This window comes from Maribacter taeanensis (assembly GCF_047345145.1).
Lineage (GTDB): Bacteria > Bacteroidota > Bacteroidia > Flavobacteriales > Flavobacteriaceae > Maribacter_C.
In genome coordinates, this window is the sequence record NZ_JBLFER010000001.1 from 1,007,665 (window position 1) to 1,033,127 (window position 25,463).

The following is a 25,463-nucleotide window of genomic DNA, read 5'->3' on the forward strand; positions in this document are numbered from 1 at the left end:
AGGACAAAATATTTTTATAAGGTTAAACTGGGTTTTTGAATCTTAGCTTTTTTTAATCCTTATCTTTGCATCTTTCAAAAAATAACCAATTCCGCATAAGATGTCACTAGACCCATTGAACGCTATTTCTCCTATTGATGGACGTTACCGAAGCAAAGTAGAAAATTTAGCTCCCTTCTTTTCAGAGGAAGCTTTAATCAAATATCGGGTCAGGGTAGAGATTGAATATTTTATCGCTCTTTGTGAGATTCCCTTGCCTCAACTTGAGGCTTTTGATGTTTCTAAATTTGAATCACTTCGCGAAATCTATCAGAGTTTTGATTCTGCAGATGCACAGGTAATAAAAGACATTGAAAAAGTCACGAATCATGATGTAAAAGCAGTAGAATATTTTATCAAAGAAAAATTTAACGCTTTAGGATTAGCTTCTTTCAAGGAATTCATTCATTTCGGATTGACTTCTCAAGACATTAACAATACGGCCATTCCCCTTTCTTTAAAGGAAGCAATGAACGAAGTTTATGTTCCCGCATATTTTCAAATGCTAGAAAAATTAAAAGAATTAGTTTCGGAATGGGCGGACATTTCCATGCTGGCTAGAACTCATGGGCAACCGGCTTCCCCTACCCGCTTGGGAAAGGAAATTGATGTTTATGTGCAACGTTTAAAAGAACAGTTCAATTTACTAAATGATATTCCTAGTGCAGCTAAATTTGGTGGTGCTACCGGAAATTATAACGCCCATAAAGTTGCCTATCCTACTATAGATTGGAAAGCTTTCGGGCAACAATTTGTGCAAGAAAAACTGGGATTGCATCACTCCTTCCCTACAACGCAAATTGAGCATTACGATCACATGGCAGCTCTTTTTGATACGTTGAAGCGCATCAATACGATAATTCTAGATTTAGACCGTGATTTCTGGACCTATGTCTCAATGGATTATTTCAAGCAAAAAATTAAAAAAGGTGAAGTTGGGTCTTCTGCGATGCCCCACAAAGTAAATCCGATTGATTTTGAAAACTCAGAGGGAAACCTTGGGCTTGCAAATGCTATTTTTGAGCATTTATCTGCAAAGCTTCCCGTTTCTAGATTGCAACGTGATTTGACTGATAGCACTGTTCTACGAAATGTAGGCGTACCTTTTGCGCATACCATGATTGCTTTTCAATCCACTTTAAAAGGATTGAACAAACTCCTTTTAAACAAAGAAAAGTTCGAGCAAGACTTAGAAAACAACTGGGCTGTTGTTGCCGAGGCTATCCAAACTATCCTAAGAAGAGAAGGGTATCCGAATCCGTATGAAGCTTTGAAAGGTTTGACACGTACTAATGCAAAAATTAATCAAGCCTCCATTGCGGACTTTATAGATACTCTTGAGATATCCGAAGAAATTAAAGCAGAGCTTAAAGTAATAACGCCGAGTAATTACACCGGTATTTAGCAAAGACTTACTTATGAAAAGGGCGTCTCAAGTTAAACTGAGATGCCCTTTTGTATGATATATACTTATATCTACTTATTAATCTGTACTTCGTGTGGATATGGAATTTCGATTCCTGCCTTATCTAAAGCTATTTTACAGCCTTCCAGAGTTCCGAAATACACATCCCAATAATCTTCTGGTTTACAAAAAGGACGCACGGCGAAGTTTACCGAACTATCTGCCAACTCAGAAACATTTACAGATGGTGCAGGGTCATTCAACACTTTAGGATTAGATGTTAAAACTTCTAACAAAACTTCCTTGGTCTTCTTAATGTCTTCATCATAACCCACGCCAATAGTGGTATCCACTCGCATTTTACCTTCAGCGGTATAATTGATAATATTTCCGTTGGCCATTGCTCCGTTTGGAATAATTGCCAATTTGCTATCTGGAGTAGTCAGTTGCGTAGTGAAAATTTCAATCTCCTTAACTACACCCAAAACTCCTTGCGCTTCAACTAAATCTCCAATTTTGTAGGGTTTAAATATAATTAGTAACACACCTCCAGCGAAGTTAGCTAGAGAACCTTGTAGTGCCAGACCAACGGCTAAACCTGCAGCAGCAATTAGCGCCGCTAAACTCGTTGTCTCAACTCCTAAGGTTGAAATAACAGTGATAATTAAGAAAATCTTTAGCGCCCAAGAAACTAGATTCACTAAAAATTTTTGCAAAGAAATATCATAATCTTTAGCGGTCATTACTTTGCTCAAGACCTTCATTAATTTGCTAATGAGCCATGAACCAATCACAAAAATTGCAATCGCTTTTATTAGGGGTAAGCCATAAGTTTCAACATACCCGATGATAGTTTCCATTGATAAATTTTCCATAGTTAATTTCCTTTTTGGTTAATGAACAGTGTTTTTAAGACAAGTCCGAATATAAGGAATGATTAAAGAGTATAGAAACAAAAAACCGCTAAAGAAAATTCCTTAGCGGTTGATATAATTTGGATTGTGAGATTTATCCTTTGAGAAGCCCTTCTAACTTTTCGAGTCCTTCGCCCTTATAATCTGATTTTTGAATAGCTTGAAGCAATTGCATCATATTCGCAGGGTTCATCTCATTACCTAACACGCGAATTAGAGCAAATCCCTTCTCCTTACTATCTCCATAGATAATAACCTCGTCTATTGCATCTTCATCTCCTAGGTACTTTACAGTAGCCTTTCCATAAGGCGTGTTCATTTTCATAAGCTCCGTAAAGTCAGGGTTTTTCAATATTGCCTTTACGTTTGTTTTCTCAGCGGTATATTCTAAAGCATTCTCAGTGGTCTTCTTAAACGCTAGAATATCTAGTTTTTTTAAAGAGGATATCGCTTCTTTTTCCATAGCAGATAATTCCACCTCTTCAAGGTTCAGCAAACTAACTGGCACATCAAATGACAAAAAATTCGGATTCTCCGAATTGTCAACATAATATTCTTGAAGGCTTTGCGTAGAAGAACAACTAACCATTGTTACTACTAAGCTCAAAACTAATAATCGGATACTATTTTTCATCTTAATTCTACATTTAATTAGTAAGCAGTTGCAAAGTTGCAGTAAGCAGATTAAAAACTGCCAACTGCAACTTCCCACTGCAAACCTATTTTAGTTTCTACTATTTCTTTCAGCTTTCTTCAAATCGTCGGGCAAGTTCATTTTGTTTGTAATTGCACCGATTTTGTTCAGGTCAATATCTCCGGTCATCGAAACTAAAACAGTTTCAAATTTTCTACCGTTTACATCGACATCCATATTTTTCATGCCGGATACAAACATCAACAATTCTCTTACATGATCTTCATCCTTACCACTTTTGATGTAAAACTTTACGTTGACGTCTTTGTCTTTAACCCGCATCAGCTCTTCCATCGAAGATGATTTCAAGTATTTTTTGACTGTGGATGCCATACTTGAAGAAACACCTTTATCTTCTGTTATAAAGACTTTGATTCCATTAATACCTTTGGCCACCTCGGCAAATTCTCGCGCCTCTTCATCATCTGTCATACTTCCGATTTTGCTGACCAAGTCTATCATTCCTTTGTTGACTACTACGGTACCTACATTATCCATATCCTCATACTTATCGAAGATAGACTGTGAAAATCCGAATAAAGGTAAAATTGCAATTGCTACTACTAAACTAAGTTTTCTCATGACTGTTTTGTTTTTGTCCTGCCCCGATGCTTCGGGGGTTTCAGGGTCTGATTAAGATTTAATTAGATACCGAAATGAGTTCGGCATACATTGATTGATGATAATTATATACTGCTAACTGCAGCTGTTCACTGATTACTAATTTTTCTTCCCAGCTTTATTCAATTCTTCTGGAAGGTTCATTTTCTTGGTAAGAGCACCGATTTTATTCAAATCGATATCTCCCGTTAAGGATAATAAAACGGTTTCGAACTTTCTACCATTCACCTCAACATCTACATTCTTCATACCTGTAACGAACATTAACAATTCACTTACATGGTCTTCATCTTTACCATTTCTGATATAGAACTTGACATTGGCATCTTTATCTTTTACACGCATTAACTCTTCCATCTTAGAAGATTTTAGATACTTCGTGACCTCGCCTTTCATATCTGCCGAAATCTTTGGATTTTCGGTAATGAAAACTTTAAGACCACTTAGGCTCTGAGCCATATCCATATAATCTTGCGCTTCCGGATCATCAATATCGACATCCATCTTCGCTAAAAGATTAAACATGCTTTTGTTTACTACTACGGCACTCACATCATCTAAATCTTCGTACTTGTCGAAAATACTCTGTGAAAATCCTGTAAATGGCAATAAAGCCAATACTGTTATTACTAAATACTTTTTCATTTTGTTGTTTTTAATTATTTGAGGGATTTTACTTTTCATTATAAATTTTTTGTTTTGTTTCTTCAAATTGATTCAGGTAAGCAACTTTTTCGGTGCCGCGATTAAAATTCTCTGCTAAAAGATTTAATGCCTTCTTTGTTTCGTGATAAGCCATCTCTGCTTGTCTTTGCTGTTCACGTTGATTTTCGAAGTAACCATTACCAAAATAGATGCCAAACATGAGAAGTCCTACTGCTGCGACGGATAGCCATTTAAAATTGAATCGTTTTTTAGTAACGTTAGCGATAGTATCTAAAGGGACTTGTTTGGTGAATTTTTCTTCTTTAGCATTAGAAAAATATTGAAACATGGGTACATACTGCTCTAACTCAGGAGTAACACTTCCTTTTGAGAAATAAGCTCGAAGCGTTTCTTCTTCGACAACCGTGGTAGTTGCTTCAAAATACTTTTCTACTAATTCTTTGATGTTATCCGATTCCATAACTATGTTTTTGTGTCAATTTTTCTCTTACTGTTTTTCTTGCTCTTGATAATGCTACCCGAACTGCGGTAGGTTGCATATCTAACATTTCTGCAATCTCATCAAAATCATACTCTTCTACATCTCGTAATTGCAAAACCATTTTTTGTTGTTCAGGCAACTCTTCCATTATCCGTTCTACCCAACTGACGCTGTCTTTTGCTTCAATCTGTTTTTGTAAAAGGCTTCCCTTTTCTTGGTAGTTGCTGTGCACTAACTTTAGATTTCCAGCTTGTTTAGATTTCAATCTATCTAAACAGAAATTTTTTGTCATCGTCATTGCAAAAGCCTCAACACTTTTATACTTCTCGAATGAGGTATTCTTATTCCAAAGTTTGATTAAAATTTCTTGCGTAGCATCCTCAGCTTCCTCCGTTGAGACCAGCAAGCGTTTTGCTAGTCTAAAGAGCTTATCCTTAAAAGGCATTACTACATTTAAAAATTCTGACTGCTGCATTTTAGTTGGTATTGCTTTGCAAGCTGTTTTATCTGTTTATATAAGCAAGACGAAGTATAACGATTTTTGTTACAATTAATTTTTTATTCTTCGCAATGTCCCTATTTTAGGGCACAATAATTAAATGCCAATTATTGAACTTAAAGAAGTTATTATTAAAACTGACTCATATTCAGATATGGTAGGGTTTTTGCCGAATGAATTGTTAATCGAGTAGATTAATATTGCTACACTTTATATTTTTATTACCCTATTGATTTAAATAAGAAAACTACTAAAAAAAAGAAAATGAAAAAGTATCTCCTCCTATTGTTAGCCTTTGGGTTAATTGTTACTAGCTGTAAAAAAAATGATAATGATGTTCCTACTGAAATTGCAGAGGAGGAACAGGAAGAAACCCCTGTAGTAAAAACACGTGCTGATTATCGTACTCAAGATTTTATATGGCAAATTATGAACATCAACTACTTTTGGCAAGAAGATGTAGCTGACTTAGCGGATGACAAATTTACATCATTAGATGAAGACCCATCCTATGTAGAATTTTTAGCTCAAGGGGCTGATGACCCAGCTGATTTCTTTTATAACCTATGCTTTGAACATAAAAATATAGTAGGTGATGAAGCAGCTACCGATAGATTTAGTCGGCTAACTGATGATTACAATACGCTTTTGCAGAATCTTCAAGGAGTTTCAAAAAGTAATGGTCTTAAATTTGGCTTAGGTACGATTACAGGCACGAACAACTTATTTGGTCTTGTTCGATATGTCTTACCTGATTCAGATGCCGCTGGTAAAGATATTAAAAGAGGTGATTTTTTTACTGGAGTGAATGGGGTTGATCTTACCCAAGATAATTATAGAGAGCTTTTGTTTGGTGATGCTGACACCTACATTTTGAATTTGGCTAGACTAGATAATGGTTTTATTGAAAATACGGGTCAAGAGGTATCTTTGACCAAAGAAGAAAATTTTGGAGAAAACCCAATTCAACTTAATCAAGTAATTGAACGGGGTGGAAACAAAATTGGTTATTTAATGTACAACTCCTTTGCGGCTGCTTATGATGAAGATTTGAATAATGCTATTGGAGAATTGAAAACTGCTGGAATAAATGAACTTATTTTAGATTTAAGGTATAATGGTGGAGGCCGACTGACTTCTGCACTTCAGCTAGCAAGTTCAATCTATGGCACAAAAACGGATGAGTTGTTTGTGAGAAATAGATGGAACAGCAAAATTCAGCCACTAGTAAGTACGGAAAATTTAGAAACTAATTTCACCGACAAAACTATTGATGGTTCGGTAATAAATGAGCTTAATCTAACACAACTTTATGTAATAACAAGTGGTTCTACTGCATCGGCTAGCGAATTAATCATTAATGGGTTAGAACCCTATGTTAAAATTATTCAGGTAGGTGACAAAACTGTAGGCAAAAACGAATTTTCACTTACTTTTATTGATGATTTAGACGGAAATATTGTTTTAACAAACACTAGCACACCTAATGTTAACCCAGAAAATCAATGGGCACTTACACCCTTATGTGGCAGGGTTGAAAACGCTGATGGGTTTTCTGATTATACTTCGGGGTTTACACCTGAGCACCAATTGCGTGAAGATTTAGGTAATTTGGGAATTTTAGGTGATTTAAGAGAACCTTTATTAGCATTGACCCTTGCTGTGATTGATGGAACCGTCTCAAAAAGCAATTTTGAACCCATCTATCCCATTGAAACTTTTTCTAGTTCGGAAGAATTTAACCCTTTAAATAACGCTATACTCATGAATGATTTGGCTGACCCTGTTTTCATGCCAAATAGAAAATAGACCAAGTTAAATTTAATTTGTTGTGACCAATTAGTTTGCACTTTAGTTACAGTGATTCAATTTTTGATAATATGATGAAGAGTTTAAGTAGAGTACTATTAGCAGCATGTTTTTTACTAATCGCGTGTAGCAAAAATTCGGACGATTTTGCCATTCCACCTACCGTAGATGCAGAACCAAATGCTGGGGTTGATGTAGAAGATTTCATGTGGAAGGTCATGAATTACTGGTATTTCTGGCAAGAAGAAGTTCCTGATTTGGCAGATAGTCGGTTTCCAATTTCTGAACAAGGCACCCTAGATTATACCGAGTTTTTACTTTCCGAAGCTGACCCTGCGGATTTTTTTAATAATAAGCTAAAGTTTACTGAAGATCGCTTTAGCTTCTTTTCAGACGATTACACTACGCTTACAAATTCCTTATCAGGTATTTCCAATAGTAACGGTCTAAAATTTGGACTGATACGTTTCACGGGTAGCGACGATGTTTTTGGTGTCGTACGATATATCGTTGCAGGTTCCGATGCCGCAACAAAAGACATTAATAGAGGTGATTTATTTACGGGTGTCAATGGTGAAACACTTACCACCAGTAATTTTAGAGATTTACTTTTTGGAGAAGCTACAACGTACACCTTAAATATGGCCACCATTGAGGGTGACGAGGTTACGCCAAATGATGAAGAAGTTAGCTTAACTAAAACACAAGGGTTAACAGAGAACCCTATTTTCCTAGACAAAATATTTGAGATTGACGGTAAAAAGATTGGGTATCTGGTCTATAATGGTTTTGTAAATGAATTTGACGAACAACTTAATGAAGTATTTAATAGCTTCAAATCTGGTGGAGTTGATAATTTAGTGTTAGACATGCGGTATAATCCAGGTGGGAGTGTAAACACAGCTACTATGCTCTCAAGCATGATCTACGGTACAAATACCAATGATGTTTTTATTAGGGCTAGATACAATAATAAGTACCAGTCTGTATTGGAAAGAAACAATGTAGAGGTACGTAGTTTTTTTCTTGATAAAACCACAAAAGGGACAGGCATAAATACCCTAAATTTATCTAAAGTTTATATTCTTACCACTAGCGGAACGGCTTCTGCAAGTGAATTGGTAATAAACGGTCTTACTCCCTATATGGAGGTCGTTCAAATAGGTGATGTTACAAGAGGAAAGAACGAATTCTCAATAACTATGGTTGATGATAGAGAGAATAGATACGTATGGAACCCAGAACGCAGAAATCAAATTAAAAGGGGCAACAATTGGGCGATACAACCTTTAGTAGGAAGAAACGAAAACTCAGCTGGATTCTCTGACTATACATCTGGATTGGCCCCTAACTTTGAACTAAAAGAAGATTTGTCAAACATGGGAGTTTTAGGAGATCAAAACGAACCCTTATTAGCAAAGGCTATTGAACTTATCACAGGTGCTACATCAGGAAAAAGAGACTTTACAGTAAAAATGCCCGCTGAAATATTTATGGGATCAGAAATGTTTACACCTTTGAAAGATAATATGTATGTTACGGAAGTTCCTTTTATAGAAATGGAGCAGTAGGAACATACTTAATATGAATTAAAAAAGGCTTGAGAATTTTCTCAAGCCTTTTTTAGTGCTACAAGTTTAATGAAAAACCAACTCGAATATTTCTACCTCTGGCAGTAAAACCAATGATCTCGGTAAAGCTTTCATTCAAAAGGTTATTCACATTTAAAAAGACACGAAGTTTACTTGGTATTACTTCATGTGAAAAATAGATATCTATTAAGGAGAAAGCATCCAATGGGATATCCATTGCAGGAAAAGTCGAAAAATCGGAATCAAAACGTTGTCCAGTTAAGGCATAAGTTAAAGAAGCATTTGTTCGATCAGAAAATTGATAACCCAACATAGCATTTAACTTGTGCTTTGGAATGCGAATAGCATTATCCCCTTTTCTCTCTGTAAAGGTATAATTGAAATCAAATTGAAGACTTTCTAACGGGTTCCATCCTAACTCTACCTCTACTCCCTGGGCATCAATAGTATTCTCGGCATTTATGCTTCCAAAAGTTACCGGGTCAAAGGTGATGAAATTTTCTTCCTTTCGATTAAAGTAAAGTGCACTTAAGCGTAACTTTTTACTCGTATAATATTCAATACCTCCTTCAATGGTACGATCTTCTTCAGGCTCTAAATCAGGGTTCGCCCCAAAAGCCCCAAACAATTGGGTAAGGTTGGGTGTAATATACGCAGTAGCATAAGAAGCAAATACCTTCACATACCCTTCATCAGCTTTTAAAACAAAAGAAGGGTTGAAGTTGAAAACAAAGTTGCTTCCGTATTCTGAGTGATTGTTAAAGCGAGCTCCAGCGTTTAAATTAAGTCCGAAATCAGAAACGTACACCACATTTGCATATGGGTCCATGATTGTGAAGTTCTCGTCATTTTCTAAATCAGCTTTGTCATCAATGTAATTCAATCCGATAACCGTATAAAACTTGTCATTAAAATTGTACTTATTAAAAGCATCAACAACTAAATTTCGAGCCGTAAAAGTACTTGGAAAAGCACTTTTACTATCCGAATTATAGTCACTATATGCAGCATTTATGGTAAAAGAACCTTTGTTATAATCATAGACCGAAGCTATGCCAATTCTTTCTTGTTTTGCGGTAAAAGAATACGGAGCATCCGATAGACCAAAAGATTCATCAAAATCATTTTTAACTTTAGTTTGATTTGCATAAAGGTTCAAATGAAAACGATCTGAAAATCGATATCCTAGTTTAGCGTCTACACTTATTTTTGAAAATGGATCCTCTTCATCACCAGAAGTTACCAGAGCTGATAAGCCTTCAGCATAGGTGTTTGATCCACCGATGGAATATGAAAATTTATCTAAGGTTCCACTTACAACAGCACTGTTTGAAGAACGAGAAAGATTGTAATTTTGATTTTCTGCGGTTTGATTAGTTCCCGCACTAGAAGTAACATTTAAGGCTATTTTTTGATCTGAAGATTTCTTTGTTGTAATACTAATAACTGCAGTTGCAGCATTCGGGCCATAAAGCGTACTAGAGGCACCTTTAATGATTTCTATAGATTCTACATTCGCTGCGGAAAGCAGCCTCATATCGTATTCCGAAGAAAACGAAGACGGGTCTGATACACGAACACCATCAATAATAATCAAAACTTGTCTGCCTCTACCTCCTCTTGCAAAAACTCCTAAAATCGCTCCATCTCTTCCTCTATTTCCTGCAATCTCAAAACCACTTTTAGTGTTGATAATTTCTGGAATCGACTTTCCTTGATTCCGTTTCAGTTCTTCCGAAGAAATCTTAATCACAGTTTTTCCAGAATTTTCTCTCTTTAATTTAAACCGAGAATCACTTACTACTACTTCATCTAATTCTTGAATAGCAACAGAATCACTCTGTTGTTCTTGCGCATAACTACCTATGCATAACGATGTAGTTACACAAAGGCTCATAAAACATTTGTTCATTTCATTTAATTCGTAAACGGGTATACGGTATGTCTGTCACCATACGTTAACTTTTATCCCGAAAGTTTAACAATAGTTGTTTGAATAAGGCAGGTCTCCTGACTTGCAATTTGTTATTTTACCTTCCCATCAGCCAACCGGCGGACAGTGGTACTGCAGTAAATAACAGCTTTCCGTTTTCTTTGGAAAGATGCTGAAAATTAATCCAACACATGCTTACAGTTGCGGGAACAGTTCTGGATTCACACCAGATTCCCTTTTAATTAATGAGGTCAACCCTGAATTTGTTTCAGTATATATTCATTAAACCAAAATTCAGGGCGAAATTAAACATTTTGTTTAATCTTTAAACCCAAAGATTAAATAATACTACTTTTGAAGGCAACAAAATTTAAGAACTTGAAAAAACTAGTCCTTGTCTTAATTACAATTATTTTTCTTGCATGTAAACAAGAAAGAAAAGAACAACAGCCAGCATTAATAGCAATAGAAAACGCTCAAATCAATTACGCGAAGGGCTTTACCATTGAAAAATTGAATTCAGGAATTACGGTTATAAAAATCACCTCTCCTTGGCCCAACGCGGAATCCGCTTTTACGTACGCATTAATTCCCAAGAAAAAAATGGCATCTATAACCTTAAACAAAGAGGAGTATGATGCTATTGTTACCATACCTGTTGAACGAATTGTAGTCACTTCTACAACGCATATACCAGCTTTAGAAGCCTTGAATGTCGAAAATAAGCTTGTCGGATTTCCTGACACAAAATATATTTCCTCAGAGAAAACCAGAAAACGAATTGACGAGGGATTCATAAAGGAACTCGGTAACAACGAATCTCTGAATACAGAAATGGTTTTAGAGATGAACCCTGATGTGGTAGTTGGTTTTAGTATTAACAGCCAAAATAAAACCTATGAAACCATACAGCGGTCAAATATTCCGGTAGCATATAATGGGGATTGGACAGAAGAAACTCCTTTAGGTAAAGCAGAATGGATCAAATTTTTCGCTCCTTTTTTCGAAAAAGAAATTCTAGCAGATAGTATTTTTAAAAAAATCGAAACCAATTATATAAAGGCGAAAGACTTGGCAAAAACTGCAAAAAATCATCCATCAGTAATAAGCGGTGCAATGTATAAAGATGTGTGGTATCTTCCAGGGGGTAAAAGTTGGGCTGCCCAATTTGTAAAAGATGCAAACGCCAACTACCTGTGGAAAGAAACAATGGAAACAGGAAGCTTATCGCTAAGCTGGGAAAATGTTCTAGAAAAAGGTAAAAAAGCAGACTTTTGGATTGGCCCCTCGCAATTCACTAGTTATCTAAATATGTCTGATGCCAGCCCACATTACCAACAATTCGAAGCCTTTCAAAATAAAAAAGTATTTACATTTTCAAGTACCAAAGGGGCAACTGGGGGGCTATTATATTATGAACTTGCACCACAGCGACCAGATTTGGTATTGAAAGACCTTATCTATATTTTACATCCAGAACTTCTACCCAAATATCAATCTACTTTTTTTAAGCCTTTGGACTAGTTGAATACTACATCGAAATATCGCCTTTCCTTTTTACTATTGCTTTTAGCTTTGGTTATTTCATTTCTTCTAAATATAAGTTTAGGGTCCGTTTCCATTCCTTTTCAAAGCACCTTAAACTCAATATTCGAAAGTCAAATTGAAAATGAATCATGGAAGTATATTATATGGAACTATCGTATACCAAAAGCTTTTACTGCAGTTTTGGCGGGAAGCGCTTTAGCCCTTAGCGGATTATTAATGCAAACACTTTTTAGAAATCCTTTAGCTGGTCCTTTTGTCTTAGGCATAAGCTCTGGGGCAAGCCTTGGAGCAGCACTATTTATTATGGGCACCTCACTATTTTCAGGATTTATTGCCTTCGAATTCATAGGAAACCTATCTCTAGCTATAGCTTCAAGTTTAGGGAGTTTTTTAGTGCTTTTTTTAGTACTAACCGTTGCCGCTAGAGTAAAAGATACCATGGCTTTACTGATTATTGGTTTGATGTTTGGAAGTGTTACAGCCGCAATCGTTAGTGTGCTTTCCTATTTCACGACCTCTGAAAAATTACAGCAGTACATCTATTGGTCCTTTGGTAGTTTGGGAGATTTAACATGGACGCAGCTCTTTTTATTAGGAGGGATAGTTTTATTAGGAATAATACTAAGTATAGCATCTATCAAAACACTTAATGCATTGCTGCTTGGCGAAAACTATGCACAGAGTTTGGGAGTCCGCCTTAAAAAATCTAGATACATCATAATCATAGCAACCGCCCTACTGGCCGGTAGTGTAACGGCCTTTGCAGGACCAATTGCTTTTGTGGGACTTGCCGTGCCTCATCTAACGCGTCAAATCTTCAATACTACTGATCATAAAGTTTTAGTGCCTGCAGTTTTACTATATGGCGCCATTTTGATGCTACTTTGTGATGTCATAGCACAACTTCCAAGTTCAGCCAGTGTACTGCCGATAAATGCGATTACAAGTATTGTCGGAGCGCCGGTGGTTATTTGGTTACTAACTCGAAAAAGAAGAATGTTATTTTGAGTTCTAATAAGCAACATATGGCCATTTCTGTCAAGGATCTTTCCATTGGATATACAGATATTACGGTCGCTAGTGAAATTAACTTTGATTCCCTTACTGGGGAATTAATAGGAATTGTTGGCATTAACGGAATCGGGAAATCAACATTGCTACGAACATTAGCCAAAATTCAGCCTTCGCTGTCAGGAAGCATTTCAATCGAGGGCAAATCTTTAGAAACCCTTGATACATCAGTATTAGCCTCAGAAATCAGTATCGTCTTGACCGAGCCAATAGCTTCAAAAAATTTAACCGTTCAAGAACTTATTACTCTCGGAAGACAACCCTACACCAATTGGATAGGTAAACTCTCTGAGCTAGATAAATCAAAAATCATTGAAGCTATTCAAACGCTTCAGCTTGCTGATTTGAAACATAAAAAGTGCTATGAACTAAGTGACGGACAGTTGCAACGCGTTATGATTGCTCGGGCGTTAGCCCAAGACACGTCTATCATTTTGTTGGATGAACCGACGACCCATTTAGACTTATATCACAAAATTCAGATTTTAAAGCTTCTGAAATCTATTACGGTAGAAACAAAAAAGACAATTCTTTTTACCAGTCATGAAATAGAGATGGTAATACAGCTTTGCGATAAAATGTTATTATTAAATGAAGCCAATAATCCCTTTGGAAAGCCCAGTGAGCTTATTAAAAAAGGGGCTTTCGATAATTTATTTCCTTCAGACACAGTTGCTTTTGATGCTGATACGGGCACATTTCGCATAAAAAAGTAAAGGCAATACTTGTTTTATTTGGCAGGTCAATCTCGTATATTTACTAGCTCACTTTGAACACAAATGAACGAATACCTGATATATCTTTTAGTTGGATTAGTTTGCCTCGCAGTAGGCTATTTTCTTGGAAATTACATCCAAAGCCTAAAAACCAAATCGAGTCAAAGCGCTCTTACTGAACGGCAACAACAGCTTACCAATAACCTTTCTGTATTGGAGCAACGTCTTATTGATACCGAAGAAAGTAAAGCGCATCTACAAACTGAAAAAGAACAACTAGGCAACCAAATTGTCCGTTATGAAGCGGATATGGAGAACCTCCATCTAAAAAATAGAGAACAAAAAGAAGAGGTTGAAAAGCTACAAGAAAAATTCACCAAAGAGTTCGAGAATCTTGCCAATAAAATTTTAGAAGAGAAAAGTCTAAAGTTTACTGAGCGTAATGAAAAGAATATAAAAGACATTCTAACTCCTCTAAATGAAAAAATACAACTCTTTGAAAAGAAAGTAGAAGAAAGTCAAAAAGAAAATATAAGTATCCATTCCGCCTTAAAAGAACAATTACTAAATCTTCAAACTCAAAATCTAAAAATCACCCAAGAAGCTGAGAATCTTACGAAAGCCTTAAAAGGTGATAGTAAAATGCAAGGAAACTGGGGCGAATTAGTTCTAGAACGCGTGTTAGAAAAATCTGGGCTAGAAAAGGACCGAGAATATCATGTTCAACAAAGTTTTACCCTTGAAGATGGTTCAAGAGTACTCCCTGATGTCATTATCAATCTTCCTGATGGCAAGAAGATGATTGTCGATTCTAAAGTATCCCTAACGGATTATGAGCGTTTTGTAAATGCAGAAGATGACGATGAACAAGCAAAATTTTTAAAAGATCATATCAATTCCCTCCGAAGGCATGTCGATCAATTATCCGCCAAAAAATATGAAGATTTATACGAGATGGAGAGTCCAGATTTCGTATTGTTGTTCGTTCCTATAGAACCAGCATTCGCAATTGCAATAAATAACGATAACTCGTTGTATAACAAGGCTTTTGAACAAAATATTGTAATCGTTACTCCATCTACTTTATTAGCTACATTACGTACAATAGACTCTATGTGGAATAATGAAAAACAGCAACGTAATGCTATTGAAATTGCCAGGCAAGCGGGTGCGCTTTATGACAAATTTGAAGGCTTTGTAGGTGACCTAATGAAAGTGGGTAAAAAGATGGACGACGCCAAAGATGAGTATAAAGGTGCCATGAATAAATTAGTTGAAGGACGTGGTAATATCATTACCAGTATAGAAAAATTAAAGAAAATGGGTGCGAAAGCCAAAAAATCAATCCCCGAACCGATTTTAAAGAGAGCCCAAGAAGATGACCTGTTAGGCGACGAGGCAGGCTTTAAAGAATCAAAATTAGAATTATGAAACGTATACTAGTAGGAACACTTCTTATTGTTGGAACTCTTTTTATTGGAATTTATTCCTTTGTTTATTTTGTTCCGTATAGCACGGGGATGCGTTCGGGAGAATTAATAAAGTTCAGCAACAAGGGGGTTGTATTCAATACTTGGGAAGGTGAAATAAGTCAAGGTGTATCTGGAGCTCAAATATTTCAGTTTTCCGTGCTTCAAAAAGATCAGGAAGTTATCAAGCAGTTGCAAGATTATCAAGGTCAATATGTCAAACTCGATTATATAGAACGATATGCTACCTTTTTCTGGTTAGGTGATACAAAATACTATATCACTAAGGTTACGGAATCAAAATCACCACATTTAAGAAATTAGATATGGAAAAATTCAAGACTGCCCGCGAATCAAGACTCTCCATAACTGAGTTAATGCTTCCCTCCCATTCGAACTTTGGAGGAAAAATTCATGGTGGACATATTTTGAGTTTAATGGATCAAATTGCATTTGCTTGTGCGTCAAAACACTCACAGAAATATTGCGTTACCGCATCTGTAAACCGAGTCGATTTTCGAAGTCCCGTAGAGGTTGGTGAACTGCTTACTTTAAAAGCTTCAATTAATTATACAGGTAGATCATCAATGGTAGTAGGTGTTCGTGTGGAATCACAAAATGTTACATCTGGTAAAAAAAGACATTGTAATTCCTCTTACTTTACAATGGTTGCGAAAGATGATGATGGGAAAAGTGTTGAAGTCCCAGGACTTCTCATTCAAGACGAACAAGGAGTACGCCGATTTGCACGTAGTAAATTTAGGAAAGAAGCTGCCTTTCTTAGAGATACTAAATTTGATGAAAACAATTTTAAGGTAGCTGATTATTTAGAATCTTTATTTGATGATAACATCAAGATTGAACTCAAGTAAGACCGGCGGCAGCTTCATCTAAAAACCACAATACTCTTTTTGAAGTAGGCTTTACTAAACTAGCAGGGTATTTTCTAAAGTCACCGGTTTCGTTTTTGATTTCTGTATATTTTTCTGCTTTATTATCCCCGGTAACCAAAAACACTACGGTTTCAGCATTATTGATAACTTGTCCTGTAATCGTAATTCGTTTCTGTCCAGAATCAGGGTGCTCGGCAACTTCACATGATTTATCAGAATTCCATAGTTCAATTTCATGAGGAAAAATAGAAGCCGTATGTCCATCATCGCCCATTCCCAATATGACTAAATCAAACTGAGGAAGGTCTCCAGATTTAGGAAGATTTTCATCCAACACATCTGAATATCGCTTCGCCTCATATTCGGGTTCGTTTTCACCTTTAATACGATGAATATTATCTTGTGGAATATCAATTTTAGAAATTAAATGTTCAACCGTCATTTTGTAATTACTCTGATTATCGGTGGGTTCAACGCACCTCTCATCTCCCCAATACAGGTGAACATGCGTCCAATCAATGTCCTCTTGAAAATTAGCCGCTAATTCGTCAAATACAATTTTAGGCGTACTTCCACCAGAAAGTGCAATATGAACTTCTTCCCTATTTGCAATTAGAATAGCCAAATAACGGGAGAAGTTTAAAGCTACTTCTTGCTTAGTTTTTGATATTTTAAATTTCATTATTAGCCGAATTTATTTCAGTATCTATTTTCATTTAGCAAATCGCTTTTTTTAATTCCATAAGCCTCCACCTAGCGTCTAGCAAATAACACAAAATCCTGGATCATCCGCCAAATTCTGACCAGGATTACGCCACATACCAAAGCCTTCAATAAGTTCATCAGCATTTTCGGGACCCCAAACTCCAGCAGAATATCCATATACTTTTGCGTCAGATTTTTTCCAGTAGTCAAGAATTGGATCAACAAATTCCCATGCGGCTTCTACTTCATCAGCTCTAGCGTACAAGGTGGCATCGCCCTGCATAGCATCTAATAACAAACGCTCATAGGCTTGCATGACATGATTTTCTACCAAGCTAGAGTAATAAAAATCGAGATTCGCACGCTCTACTTTAAAACCTTGACCTGGTACTTTTACTCCGAATTTGATCAAAATCCCTTCATCCGGTTGAATACGAATAACAAGCTTATTATCCTTATTGAACATTCCAGAATCCTGAAAAATTTGATGGTGAGGTGATTTAAAATGAATCACGACTTCGGTAACTTTGGTCGGCATCCGTTTTGCAGTCCGAACATAAAAGGGAACGTCTTTCCAGCGCCAATTATCAACAAAAAACTTAATTGCAGCATAGGTTTCGGTGGTCGATTCCGGGTTAACCCCCTCCTCTTCACGATAGCCTTTTACTTTTTCACCCTCTATGCTAGAACTTACATATTGCGCTCTAATAGTATTCTTGTGAAGGGTATCGACATCCGTCATTATCCTTAAAGATTTTAAAGCTTTTACCTTCTCATTTCTAATATCCTCGGCTTTAGCGCTAATAGGCGGTTCCATTACAATTAGAGAAACAATTTGCAATAAATGATTCTGAAACATATCACGCAAAGCACCTGATTTATCATAGTATCCGCCTCGCTTTTCTACTCCTACACTTTCTGCATTTGTAATTTCCACATGATGAATGTAATTACGATTCCACAGAGGTTCAAATATGCTATTTGCAAAACGAGTAACTAGAAGGTTTTGCACTGTTTCTTTACCTAAATAATGATCGATACGATAAATCTGAGATTCCTTAAAATAGCGCTGAAGTCCGCTATTCAATTGTTTTGCACTTTCCAAATCATAACCAAAAGGCTTCTCGACAATCAATCTCTTAAAACCCCCACCTCTAGATCGATTGAGTTGTTGCCCGTATAAATTTTTGGCAATTGCTTCATATAAACTTGGTGGAGTAGATAAATAGAAAATGTAGTTGCCATCAGTACCATGTTTTGCATTCAGTGTAGTAATTCGTTCTTCAAGGTGTTTGTAATCTGTGTCGTACTGTGTACCAACATCTTCGTAGAAAAACTTTTTTGAAAAATCATTTATTAAATCTGAATCCGTATCTATCGAATCCTTTAGATAACTACTTTCACTGACCACTTTTTTTCGAAAATCTTCATCACTCATATAGCTACGACTGACCCCTAACACAACAAATTTCTCGGGTAGTTGGTTTTCCTTAAAAAGTCTAAACAATGCTGGCACTAGTTTTCGAGCCGTTAAATCTCCCGATGCTCCGAAAATAATGAGCATTTGGCTTTCTGTTTTCGTCATATACTTCTTCAAGATTTTCTAATGTTTTAAATATAACTATCTCATCGGAGTTTACAAGCCCAAACACAATCAAAACCGAATAATTTAATTTATTTTTGAAAGTGTCAGATTTGAACAGGTTTTTATTCAAATTTTATGAAACAAAACAGAGATTCCCGTCTTGACGGGAATGGCCGCAAATGAATTTATATATGAAGGATACTTACGATTTCGGATTGGTTGGTTTAGGGGTAATGGGACGCAATTTTATTTTAAATGTTGCCGATAAGGGATTCTCCGCTTTTGGCAATGATCTTGATTCAGAAAAAGTAAATGCACTTATAGAAGAAGGTGGAGACCTGCAAAAGGTAAATGCTTCCACCGATGCTAAAACCTTTATTGAAGCCCTGTCCACACCACGAAAAATTATGTTGCTGGTGCCTGCCGGAAAAATTGTAGATGCCGTAATTGAGAGTTTACTTCCTCTTTTAGATAAAGATGATATTATCATCGATGGAGGTAATTCGTTTTTTACGGATACCGATAGACGGGATGCTTATCTAGCGGAAAAAGGAATTCATTTCTTCGGCGCCGGAGTCTCAGGGGGCGCCAAAGGTGCACGCCTCGGACCAAGTATTATGCCTGGAGGAAATAGGGAAGCTTATCAACATGTAAAACCGATTTTCGAAGCTGTTTCTGCCAAATATAAAGGAGAGCCCTGTGTGGCCTATCTAGGACCAAAATCCGCTGGAAATTATGTGAAGATGGTTCACAATGGCATTGAATACGGACTCATGCAATTGACCTCAGAAATCTATGATTTGCTTAAAAAGGGCGGAGACTTCAATAATGACGAACTCCATCAAACCTATTCCCAATGGAACTCAGGAAGATTGCAGTCCTTCTTAGTACAAATCACGTCTGAAATTTTTGCACAAGATGATGATTTAGGCGATGGGAAATTGGTCGATAAAATATTAGACAAAGCCAAGCAAAAAGGAACTGGAAAATGGACGAGCCAAAACGCAATGGATTTAGGCATTCCCGTCCCTTCAATTGATATTGCGGTGAGTATGCGTGAGATATCCGCTTTAAAAGACGAACGTATTGCGGCTGACAAATTATATGATCGCCCTTCTATCCAACACATAGATAAGGCTCAATTGGAAAAGCTAGCCGAGGAGGCTTTGTATTTCTCTTTTATAATTACCTATGCCCAAGGCTTACATCAATTGGCAGATGCTTCTAATGAATATGGTTATGAATTGGAGATTGCGGAAATTGCTAAAATATGGCGTGCTGGTTGTATAATCAGAGCAGGACTCTTAGCAGATATTACCGAAGCTTTTAATGCGGACAAAAAACTTCCGAACTTGTTGCTATCGCCTTCTTTTATTGAGAAAATACAAGGTACAGTTGATTCCGCTAGGGCCTTGGTCGCTTATGCTGCCAAAAATGGAATTCCCGCACCCGGACTTTCAAATTCATTAACCTATTTTGACGCCTATACTTCCTCAAGATTACCGTTGAATCTAATTCAAGCGCAACGTGATTATTTTGGGTCGCATACGTATGAGCGTTTGGACCGTGATGGGGTTTTTCATACGGAATGGGATTCATAAAAACTCAAAGCAAATTCATTTAAATAATGAAATACTTACTGACATCATTTTTTGCAGTTCTTCTTTTCGCGCCCATTAGCGCCCAAGAGGATTTAAACAAGGATTTAAAAAAAACCTTGGATTCAATTCTTTATAAAGATCAAAAACTTCGTGAAGTTTTGATGGGAGACATTTCAGGAAATGAAAAAGTACAGGTCTTAAAAGAATTTGGCCTCACCATTGAGGAATTTGAAAATCAGACTTGGCCTATTATTGCTAGACAAGATAGCTTGAACCTAGTAGAAGTTGAAAAAGTTATACGAGAATATGGGTACCCAGGAAAAAGCTTAGTTGGCGAACCTACAAACAAAGCGGCATGGTATGTAATTCAACACTCAGACAAGATTGAAGAATACTTCCCGATAATTGAAACAGCAGGAAAGGTAGACGAACTTCCGATGCGTTTAGTTGCAATGATGCAAGACCGTATGCTCATGAATCAAAATAAACCACAGATTTATGGCACTCAAGTAGCTGGAAGAAAATTGGGAGCAAGCGATGAATGGTTCAATTTTGTCTGGCCCATTGAAGATGCAAAAAATGTGAATAAAAGACGGAAAAATGCTGGTTTTATCAATTCTGTCGAAGAAAATGCCAAAAGAATGGAGGTAGAATATCAAGTCTACACGATAAAACAAATTGATTCAATTTTGAATCAAAACAATTAAAGTATTTTGCCCAAAACCCAATACCGCATATACGTCATAGAACTCTCCAAAAAAGTATATACAGAGAACCGAAAGTTTCGTGAAGCCAATCCGCAATTCAATGGGGTTTTACAATGTTTGTATGTGGGTATGACAAGCAAAACACCCAAAGAACGTTTTGAGCAACATAAAACAGGTTACATCAATAAAAAAGGGCATAAGCTTTCTGCAAATATTGCGGAGAAATATGGTTTGTATTTACGGGGAAGTCTTTTCCAATATATCGACCCTGTTACCAGCAGAACTGAAGCACTAAAACTGGAAGAAAATTTAGCTTTGGAATTACGAAGACAAGGTTATGCAGTTTGGTTTAATTAGGTATTTTAGTTTTTATGTCTGAAGGTCAAAAACTCAAAGAAATCGCGGTACTATTTTTTAAGTTAGGAAGCATTGCCTTTGGTGGGCCAGCTGCTCATATTGCCATGATGGAAGATGAAGTCGTTCGCAAAAGAAAGTGGATGACTCAAGAACATTTCCTCGATTTAATGGGTGCCACGAATTTAATACCAGGCCCCAACTCCACCGAAATGACTATGCATTGCGGACACGAACGTGCTGGTTGGAAGGGCTTGTTTGTAGCGGGTTTCTGTTTTATATTTCCTGCTGTGGTCATTACTGGAATTTTTGCTTGGCTCTATAAAAAATATGGGCAACTACCAGAAGTTGAACCTTTTATTTACGGAATCAAACCTGCCGTAATTGCCATAATAATTATGGCAGCCTATAAGCTTGGTAAAAAGGCTGTAAAAAATACCAAACTAGCCATTCTTGGTATTGCAGCGATAGTTGTTTGTCTTTTGGGAGTCAATGAAATAATAGTGCTTTTCGGCTGTGGATTGATTGGCTTGCTTATTTATTTAATTACCAATAGAAACAATACGCTAAATAGCTTTATTCCATTTTTGATTTTTCAGGGAGCTTCTGAAACTTCCATAAGCAACATTAAAATACTTCTGACATTTCTGAAAATTGGAGCAATTCTCTATGGAAGTGGTTATGTGCTTTTTGCATTTCTAGACGCAGAATTAGTAGCCAATGGATGGCTTACACGTCAAGAATTGATTGATGCCGTGGCAGTAGGGCAAATAACCCCAGGCCCTGTATTATCGACAGCGACCTTTATCGGTTGGCAATTGAATGGAATATCTGGAGCACTGCTTGCAACTTTGGGTATTTTCCTTCCCTCCTTTTTGTTTGTGTTACTGCTTAATCCTTTGATTCCTAAAATGCGAAAATCGAAGATTATGCGCTCTATTTTGGATGCCGTAAACGTTGCCGCGGTTGCTTTGATTGTGGTCGTTTGTATTCAAATGTCGAAAGATACCCTTACGGATTGGCGTACGATTTTGATAGCGATTATCAGTATCGCAACGGTTTTCATATTCAAAAAAGCAAACAGTGCCTACATAGTTTTAGGGGGAGCACTACTAGGGTATCTGCTCAACTTTTTTTAGCAAACATATCCCAAAAAAAAATACGTCAAACTCCAATGTGGAATTTGACGTATTTCTTTATAGTTCGAAAAGCCTATTTCGATAAGTACATCTTTCTACGAGCATACAGATTGTAAAACTCATCATCCTTCAGACTATCAATAAATAGAATACTTTCTCCTGTACTCTTCATTTCAGGACCTAAGTTTTTATTCACATTAGGGAATTTATTGAAAGAGAACACAGGCTGTTTGATAGCAAAACCTTCCAGTTCTGGTTTGAAATCAAAATCCTTCACCTTCTTTTCGCCCAACATCACTTTAGTCGCATAGTTTACATAAGGTTCTTTATAAGCCTTCGCAATAAAAGGAACGGTACGAGAAGCTCTAGGGTTTGCTTCGATGATGTATACTTTATCATCTTTAATCGCAAACTGAATATTGATTAACCCAACTGTATTGAGGGCTAAGGCAATTTTCTTGGTGTGATCTTTTATCTGTTGCATTACAAATTCTCCTAAGTTAAAAGGAGGAAGTGTCGCATTGGAATCTCCAGAGTGAATACCACAAGGTTCGATGTGCTCCATGATTCCGATGATATAAACATCTTTTCCATCGCAGATTGCATCTGCTTCTGCTTCAATGGCACCATCTAAATAATGATCTAAAAGGAGTTTATTGTTCGGTATCTTACGAAGTAAATCTACCACATGCTCTTCAAGCTCTTCTTTGTTGATCACAATTTTCATTCCCTGACCTCCTAAAACGTAAGATGGGCGAACTAACAATGGAAAATCTAATTTATCCGCAAGAACTAAAGCTTCCTCTGCAGTTTCGGCAACTCCAAATTCTGGGAAAGGAATGTCATTCTGTTTCAACATTTCGGAGAAACTACCCCGATCTTCAGCTAAATCTAAAGCTTCAAAGCTAGTCCCGATAATTTTAATTCCGTATTTAGACAGTTTCTCAGCCAATTTCAAAGCGGTCTGTCCTCCCAGCTGCACAATAACTCCTTCTGGTTTTTCGTGTCTGATAATGTCATAAATATGTTCCCAGAAAATAGGTTCAAAGTACAATTTGTCAGCTGTATCAAAATCAGTAGAAACTGTTTCAGGATTACAGTTAATCATGATGGTTTCATAACCGCACTCAGCAGCAGCCAATACTCCATGAACACAGCAATAATCAAATTCTATCCCCTGTCCTATTCGGTTCGGACCTGAACCTAACACTACAATCTTTTTCTTATCAGTTACAATGCTATCATTCGCCACATAACGTTCTCCTTCAGGAGTTTCAATTTCCGCTTCGAATGTAGAATAATAGTAAGGAGTCATCGCCTTAAATTCCGCTGCACAAGTATCAACCAATTTATATACACGATTAATATTCAGTTCAGTACGCTTGCTATAAACTTCGCTTTCATAACAATCTAGCATATGAGCAATCTGTCTATCAGCAAAGCCTTTTTGTTTGGCCTCAAGTAACAACTCTTTCGAAAGGCTTGCGATTGTGTATTGTGAAATTTCTTTTTCTAACTGGTGCAATTCTTCATATTGTTTCAAGAACCACATATCGATTTTAGTGATCTCATGAATTCGACTCAGAGGAATCCCCATCTGAATAGCATCATAAATCACAAAAACACGATCCCAACTAGGAATTGTAAGTTTGCTAATTATCTGGTCATAATTTTTGTATCCTTTTCCATCCGCTCCCAATCCGTTTCTTTTAATTTCTAGAGATTGTGTTGCTTTATGAAGCGCCTCCTGAAACGAACGTCCTATTCCCATTACCTCTCCAACAGACTTCATTTGCAATCCTAAAGTTCTATCTGAACCTTCAAACTTGTCAAAATTCCATCGAGGAATCTTTACAATTACATAATCTAAAGTTGGCTCAAAGAGTGCTGAAGTCGATTTTGTAATTTGATTATCCAACTCATCTAAAGAATACCCGATAGCTAATTTCGTAGCAATTTTTGCAATAGGATATCCTGTCGCTTTTGAAGCCAATGCAGATGAACGAGATACACGCGGGTTGATTTCAATCGCTATAATTTCTTCATGCTCATCAGGACTAACTGCAAATTGTACATTACAACCACCTTCAAAATCACCTATACTTCGCATCATATGAATCGCCATATCACGCATTTTTTGATAGGTTTTATCAGAAAGCGTCATAGCTGGTGCTACTGTGATTGAGTCTCCTGTATGAATTCCCATAGGATCCATATTTTCAATAGCACAGATAATTACCACATTATCATTCTTATCTCGTAGAAGCTCCAACTCATATTCCTTCCATCCCATCATCGCTTTATCAATCATCACTTCATGAATTGGGGAAATTTCTAACCCACGACTTAAGAGTTCATCGAAATCTTCAGGGTCATAAACAATCGAAGCTCCTGCTCCACCTAAAGTATAAGAGGCCCTAATTACCAGAGGAAACCCAAACTCTTGAGCAATCTCTTTTCCTTTCAAAAATGAAGTCGCTGTTGCTTGTGGCGCCATGCCGACACCAATTTTCAACATTAACTCTCTAAACTTTTCGCGATCCTCTGTAATATTAATTGCAGCAATATCGACACCTATCATTGCTACTCCAAAATCTTCCCAAATACCTTTTTCGTCAGCTTCAATACATAAATTCAAAGCGGTTTGCCCACCCATTGTCGGCAATACTGCATCAATCTGCGGATGTTCTTTTAAAATCTCAACAATTGATTTGGTAGTCAAGGGCTTTAAATAAACATGATCAGCCATAGACGGATCAGTCATAATCGTTGCAGGATTACTATTAATTAGAATTGTCTCAATTCCATCTTCACGCAGTGAACGTAATGATTGAGATCCGGCATAATCAAATTCACAGGCTTGACCAATAACAATTGGACCCGAACCAATAATTAAAATGGATTTTAAATCTTCTCTTTTTGGCATGTTCTCAAATGTGCTTAAATAATTATATAATAAAGTGTTAGGTGTAATTAAGGCATAAAAAAAAGGTGCTACTTTCGAAAAAGTAACACCTTCAAT

The 25,463-nt window shown here is 36.7% G+C and carries 23 protein-coding genes and 1 riboswitch; of the genes, 13 read left to right on the forward strand and 10 right to left on the reverse strand.

The annotated features are described in order from the left end of the window. Positions 1-100: 100 nt before the first annotated feature. The gene (gene purB, locus ACKWCD_RS04500; RefSeq protein ID WP_413982738.1) at positions 101-1,444 is read left to right on the forward strand and encodes an adenylosuccinate lyase; all 1,344 of its coding nucleotides are present in this window, start codon (positions 101-103) and stop codon (positions 1,442-1,444) included. Between the two features lie 71 nt (positions 1,445-1,515). Here the strand turns inward: purB and ACKWCD_RS04505 are convergent, their stop codons facing one another. The 6 genes from ACKWCD_RS04505 to ACKWCD_RS04530 all read right to left on the reverse strand — a co-directional run bounded on the left by ACKWCD_RS04505 (position 1,516) and on the right by ACKWCD_RS04530 (position 5,295). Further along, positions 1,516-2,319 (reverse strand): mechanosensitive ion channel family protein, encoded by an 804-nt coding sequence (locus ACKWCD_RS04505; RefSeq protein WP_413982739.1) that lies wholly within the window; start codon positions 2,317-2,319, stop codon positions 1,516-1,518. A gap of 133 nt (positions 2,320-2,452) precedes the next feature. After that, on the reverse strand, positions 2,453-2,992 hold the full coding sequence (locus tag ACKWCD_RS04510) for a DUF4252 domain-containing protein (RefSeq protein WP_413982740.1): 540 nt from the start codon (positions 2,990-2,992) through the stop codon (positions 2,453-2,455). 90 nt (positions 2,993-3,082) lie between these two features. Continuing rightward, positions 3,083-3,634, reverse strand: a complete 552-nt coding sequence (locus ACKWCD_RS04515; RefSeq protein ID WP_413982741.1) for a DUF4252 domain-containing protein — start codon at positions 3,632-3,634, stop codon at positions 3,083-3,085. Positions 3,635-3,772: 138 nt separating this feature from the next. Continuing rightward, the gene (locus ACKWCD_RS04520; protein ID WP_413982742.1) at positions 3,773-4,318 is read right to left on the reverse strand and encodes a DUF4252 domain-containing protein; all 546 of its coding nucleotides are present in this window, start codon (positions 4,316-4,318) and stop codon (positions 3,773-3,775) included. A 28-nt stretch (positions 4,319-4,346) separates the two neighbouring features. Further along, entirely contained in the window at positions 4,347-4,799 is a 453-nt protein-coding gene (locus tag ACKWCD_RS04525; protein ID WP_413982743.1) for a hypothetical protein, read from the reverse strand. After that, a complete protein-coding gene (locus ACKWCD_RS04530; protein WP_413982744.1) occupies positions 4,786-5,295 on the reverse strand; it encodes an RNA polymerase sigma factor in 510 nt (169 codons plus the stop codon). Before ACKWCD_RS04530 ends, ACKWCD_RS04525 begins: the two co-directional genes overlap by 14 nt. A 288-nt stretch (positions 5,296-5,583) precedes the next feature. Between ACKWCD_RS04530 and ACKWCD_RS04535 the strand changes: the two genes are divergently transcribed. Then, positions 5,584-7,128: a S41 family peptidase gene (locus tag ACKWCD_RS04535; protein ID WP_413982745.1), complete on the forward strand. Its 1,545-nt coding sequence runs from the start codon at positions 5,584-5,586 to the stop codon at positions 7,126-7,128. Between the two features lie 71 nt (positions 7,129-7,199). Continuing rightward, positions 7,200-8,699, forward strand: a complete 1,500-nt coding sequence (locus tag ACKWCD_RS04540) for a S41 family peptidase (protein WP_413982746.1) — start codon at positions 7,200-7,202, stop codon at positions 8,697-8,699. 58 nt (positions 8,700-8,757) lie between these two features. Here ACKWCD_RS04540 and ACKWCD_RS04545 read toward each other — a convergent pair whose 3' ends face one another. Next, complete coding sequence (locus ACKWCD_RS04545) at positions 8,758-10,617, reverse strand: TonB-dependent receptor plug domain-containing protein (RefSeq protein WP_413982747.1); 1,860 nt, start codon at positions 10,615-10,617, stop codon at positions 8,758-8,760. An 86-nt stretch (positions 10,618-10,703) separates the two neighbouring features. Next, positions 10,704-10,925, reverse strand: a riboswitch (cobalamin riboswitch). A 106-nt stretch (positions 10,926-11,031) separates the two neighbouring features. Here ACKWCD_RS04545 and ACKWCD_RS04550 point away from each other — a divergent pair. The 6 genes from ACKWCD_RS04550 to ACKWCD_RS04575 all read left to right on the forward strand — a co-directional run bounded on the left by ACKWCD_RS04550 (position 11,032) and on the right by ACKWCD_RS04575 (position 16,329). Next, positions 11,032-12,177, forward strand: a complete 1,146-nt coding sequence (locus ACKWCD_RS04550; RefSeq protein ID WP_413982748.1) for an ABC transporter substrate-binding protein — start codon at positions 11,032-11,034, stop codon at positions 12,175-12,177. Beyond that, positions 12,178-13,209: a FecCD family ABC transporter permease gene (locus tag ACKWCD_RS04555; protein WP_413982749.1), complete on the forward strand. Its 1,032-nt coding sequence runs from the start codon at positions 12,178-12,180 to the stop codon at positions 13,207-13,209. Between the two features lie 17 nt (positions 13,210-13,226). After that, positions 13,227-13,988, forward strand: a complete 762-nt coding sequence (locus tag ACKWCD_RS04560) for an ABC transporter ATP-binding protein (RefSeq protein ID WP_413982750.1) — start codon at positions 13,227-13,229, stop codon at positions 13,986-13,988. Positions 13,989-14,051: 63 nt separating this feature from the next. Continuing rightward, entirely contained in the window at positions 14,052-15,419 is a 1,368-nt protein-coding gene (locus ACKWCD_RS04565) for a DNA recombination protein RmuC (protein ID WP_413982751.1), read from the forward strand. Beyond that, on the forward strand, positions 15,416-15,781 hold the full coding sequence (locus tag ACKWCD_RS04570; RefSeq protein WP_413982752.1) for a 6-phosphogluconate dehydrogenase: 366 nt from the start codon (positions 15,416-15,418) through the stop codon (positions 15,779-15,781). The genes ACKWCD_RS04565 and ACKWCD_RS04570 overlap by 4 nt, the downstream gene beginning before the upstream one ends. A 2-nt stretch (positions 15,782-15,783) precedes the next feature. After that, entirely contained in the window at positions 15,784-16,329 is a 546-nt protein-coding gene (locus ACKWCD_RS04575) for an acyl-CoA thioesterase (RefSeq protein ID WP_413982753.1), read from the forward strand. Here ACKWCD_RS04575 and pgl read toward each other — a convergent pair. Both pgl and zwf read right to left on the reverse strand, forming a co-directional pair. After that, positions 16,322-17,032, reverse strand: a complete 711-nt coding sequence (gene pgl / locus ACKWCD_RS04580) for a 6-phosphogluconolactonase (protein ID WP_413982754.1) — start codon at positions 17,030-17,032, stop codon at positions 16,322-16,324. The two genes, ACKWCD_RS04575 and pgl, sit on opposite strands and share 8 nt — an antisense overlap. A 78-nt stretch (positions 17,033-17,110) precedes the next feature. Next, positions 17,111-18,640, reverse strand: coding sequence for a glucose-6-phosphate dehydrogenase (gene zwf, locus ACKWCD_RS04585; RefSeq protein ID WP_413982755.1), 1,530 nt, complete (start codon positions 18,638-18,640; stop codon positions 17,111-17,113). A 191-nt stretch (positions 18,641-18,831) separates the two neighbouring features. Here zwf and gndA point away from each other — a divergent pair, with 191 nt between their 5' ends. Genes gndA through chrA form a run of 4 tightly spaced genes read left to right on the forward strand, consistent with a single transcriptional unit; the run spans position 18,832 to position 22,441 of the window. Then, positions 18,832-20,241 (forward strand): NADP-dependent phosphogluconate dehydrogenase, encoded by a 1,410-nt coding sequence (gene gndA, locus ACKWCD_RS04590; protein WP_413982756.1) that lies wholly within the window; start codon positions 18,832-18,834, stop codon positions 20,239-20,241. 26 nt (positions 20,242-20,267) lie between these two features. Beyond that, a complete protein-coding gene (locus tag ACKWCD_RS04595; protein WP_413982757.1) occupies positions 20,268-20,948 on the forward strand; it encodes a DUF6624 domain-containing protein in 681 nt (226 codons plus the stop codon). A gap of 6 nt (positions 20,949-20,954) precedes the next feature. Continuing rightward, positions 20,955-21,305: a GIY-YIG nuclease family protein gene (locus ACKWCD_RS04600; protein WP_413982758.1), complete on the forward strand. Its 351-nt coding sequence runs from the start codon at positions 20,955-20,957 to the stop codon at positions 21,303-21,305. A gap of 14 nt (positions 21,306-21,319) precedes the next feature. Next, a complete protein-coding gene (gene chrA / locus ACKWCD_RS04605; protein ID WP_413982759.1) occupies positions 21,320-22,441 on the forward strand; it encodes a chromate efflux transporter in 1,122 nt (373 codons plus the stop codon). A gap of 73 nt (positions 22,442-22,514) precedes the next feature. Here the strand turns inward: chrA and carB are convergent, their stop codons facing one another. Beyond that, positions 22,515-25,367, reverse strand: a complete 2,853-nt coding sequence (gene carB / locus ACKWCD_RS04610) for a carbamoyl-phosphate synthase large subunit (RefSeq protein WP_413982760.1) — start codon at positions 25,365-25,367, stop codon at positions 22,515-22,517. Between the last annotated feature and the right edge of the window lie 96 nt (positions 25,368-25,463).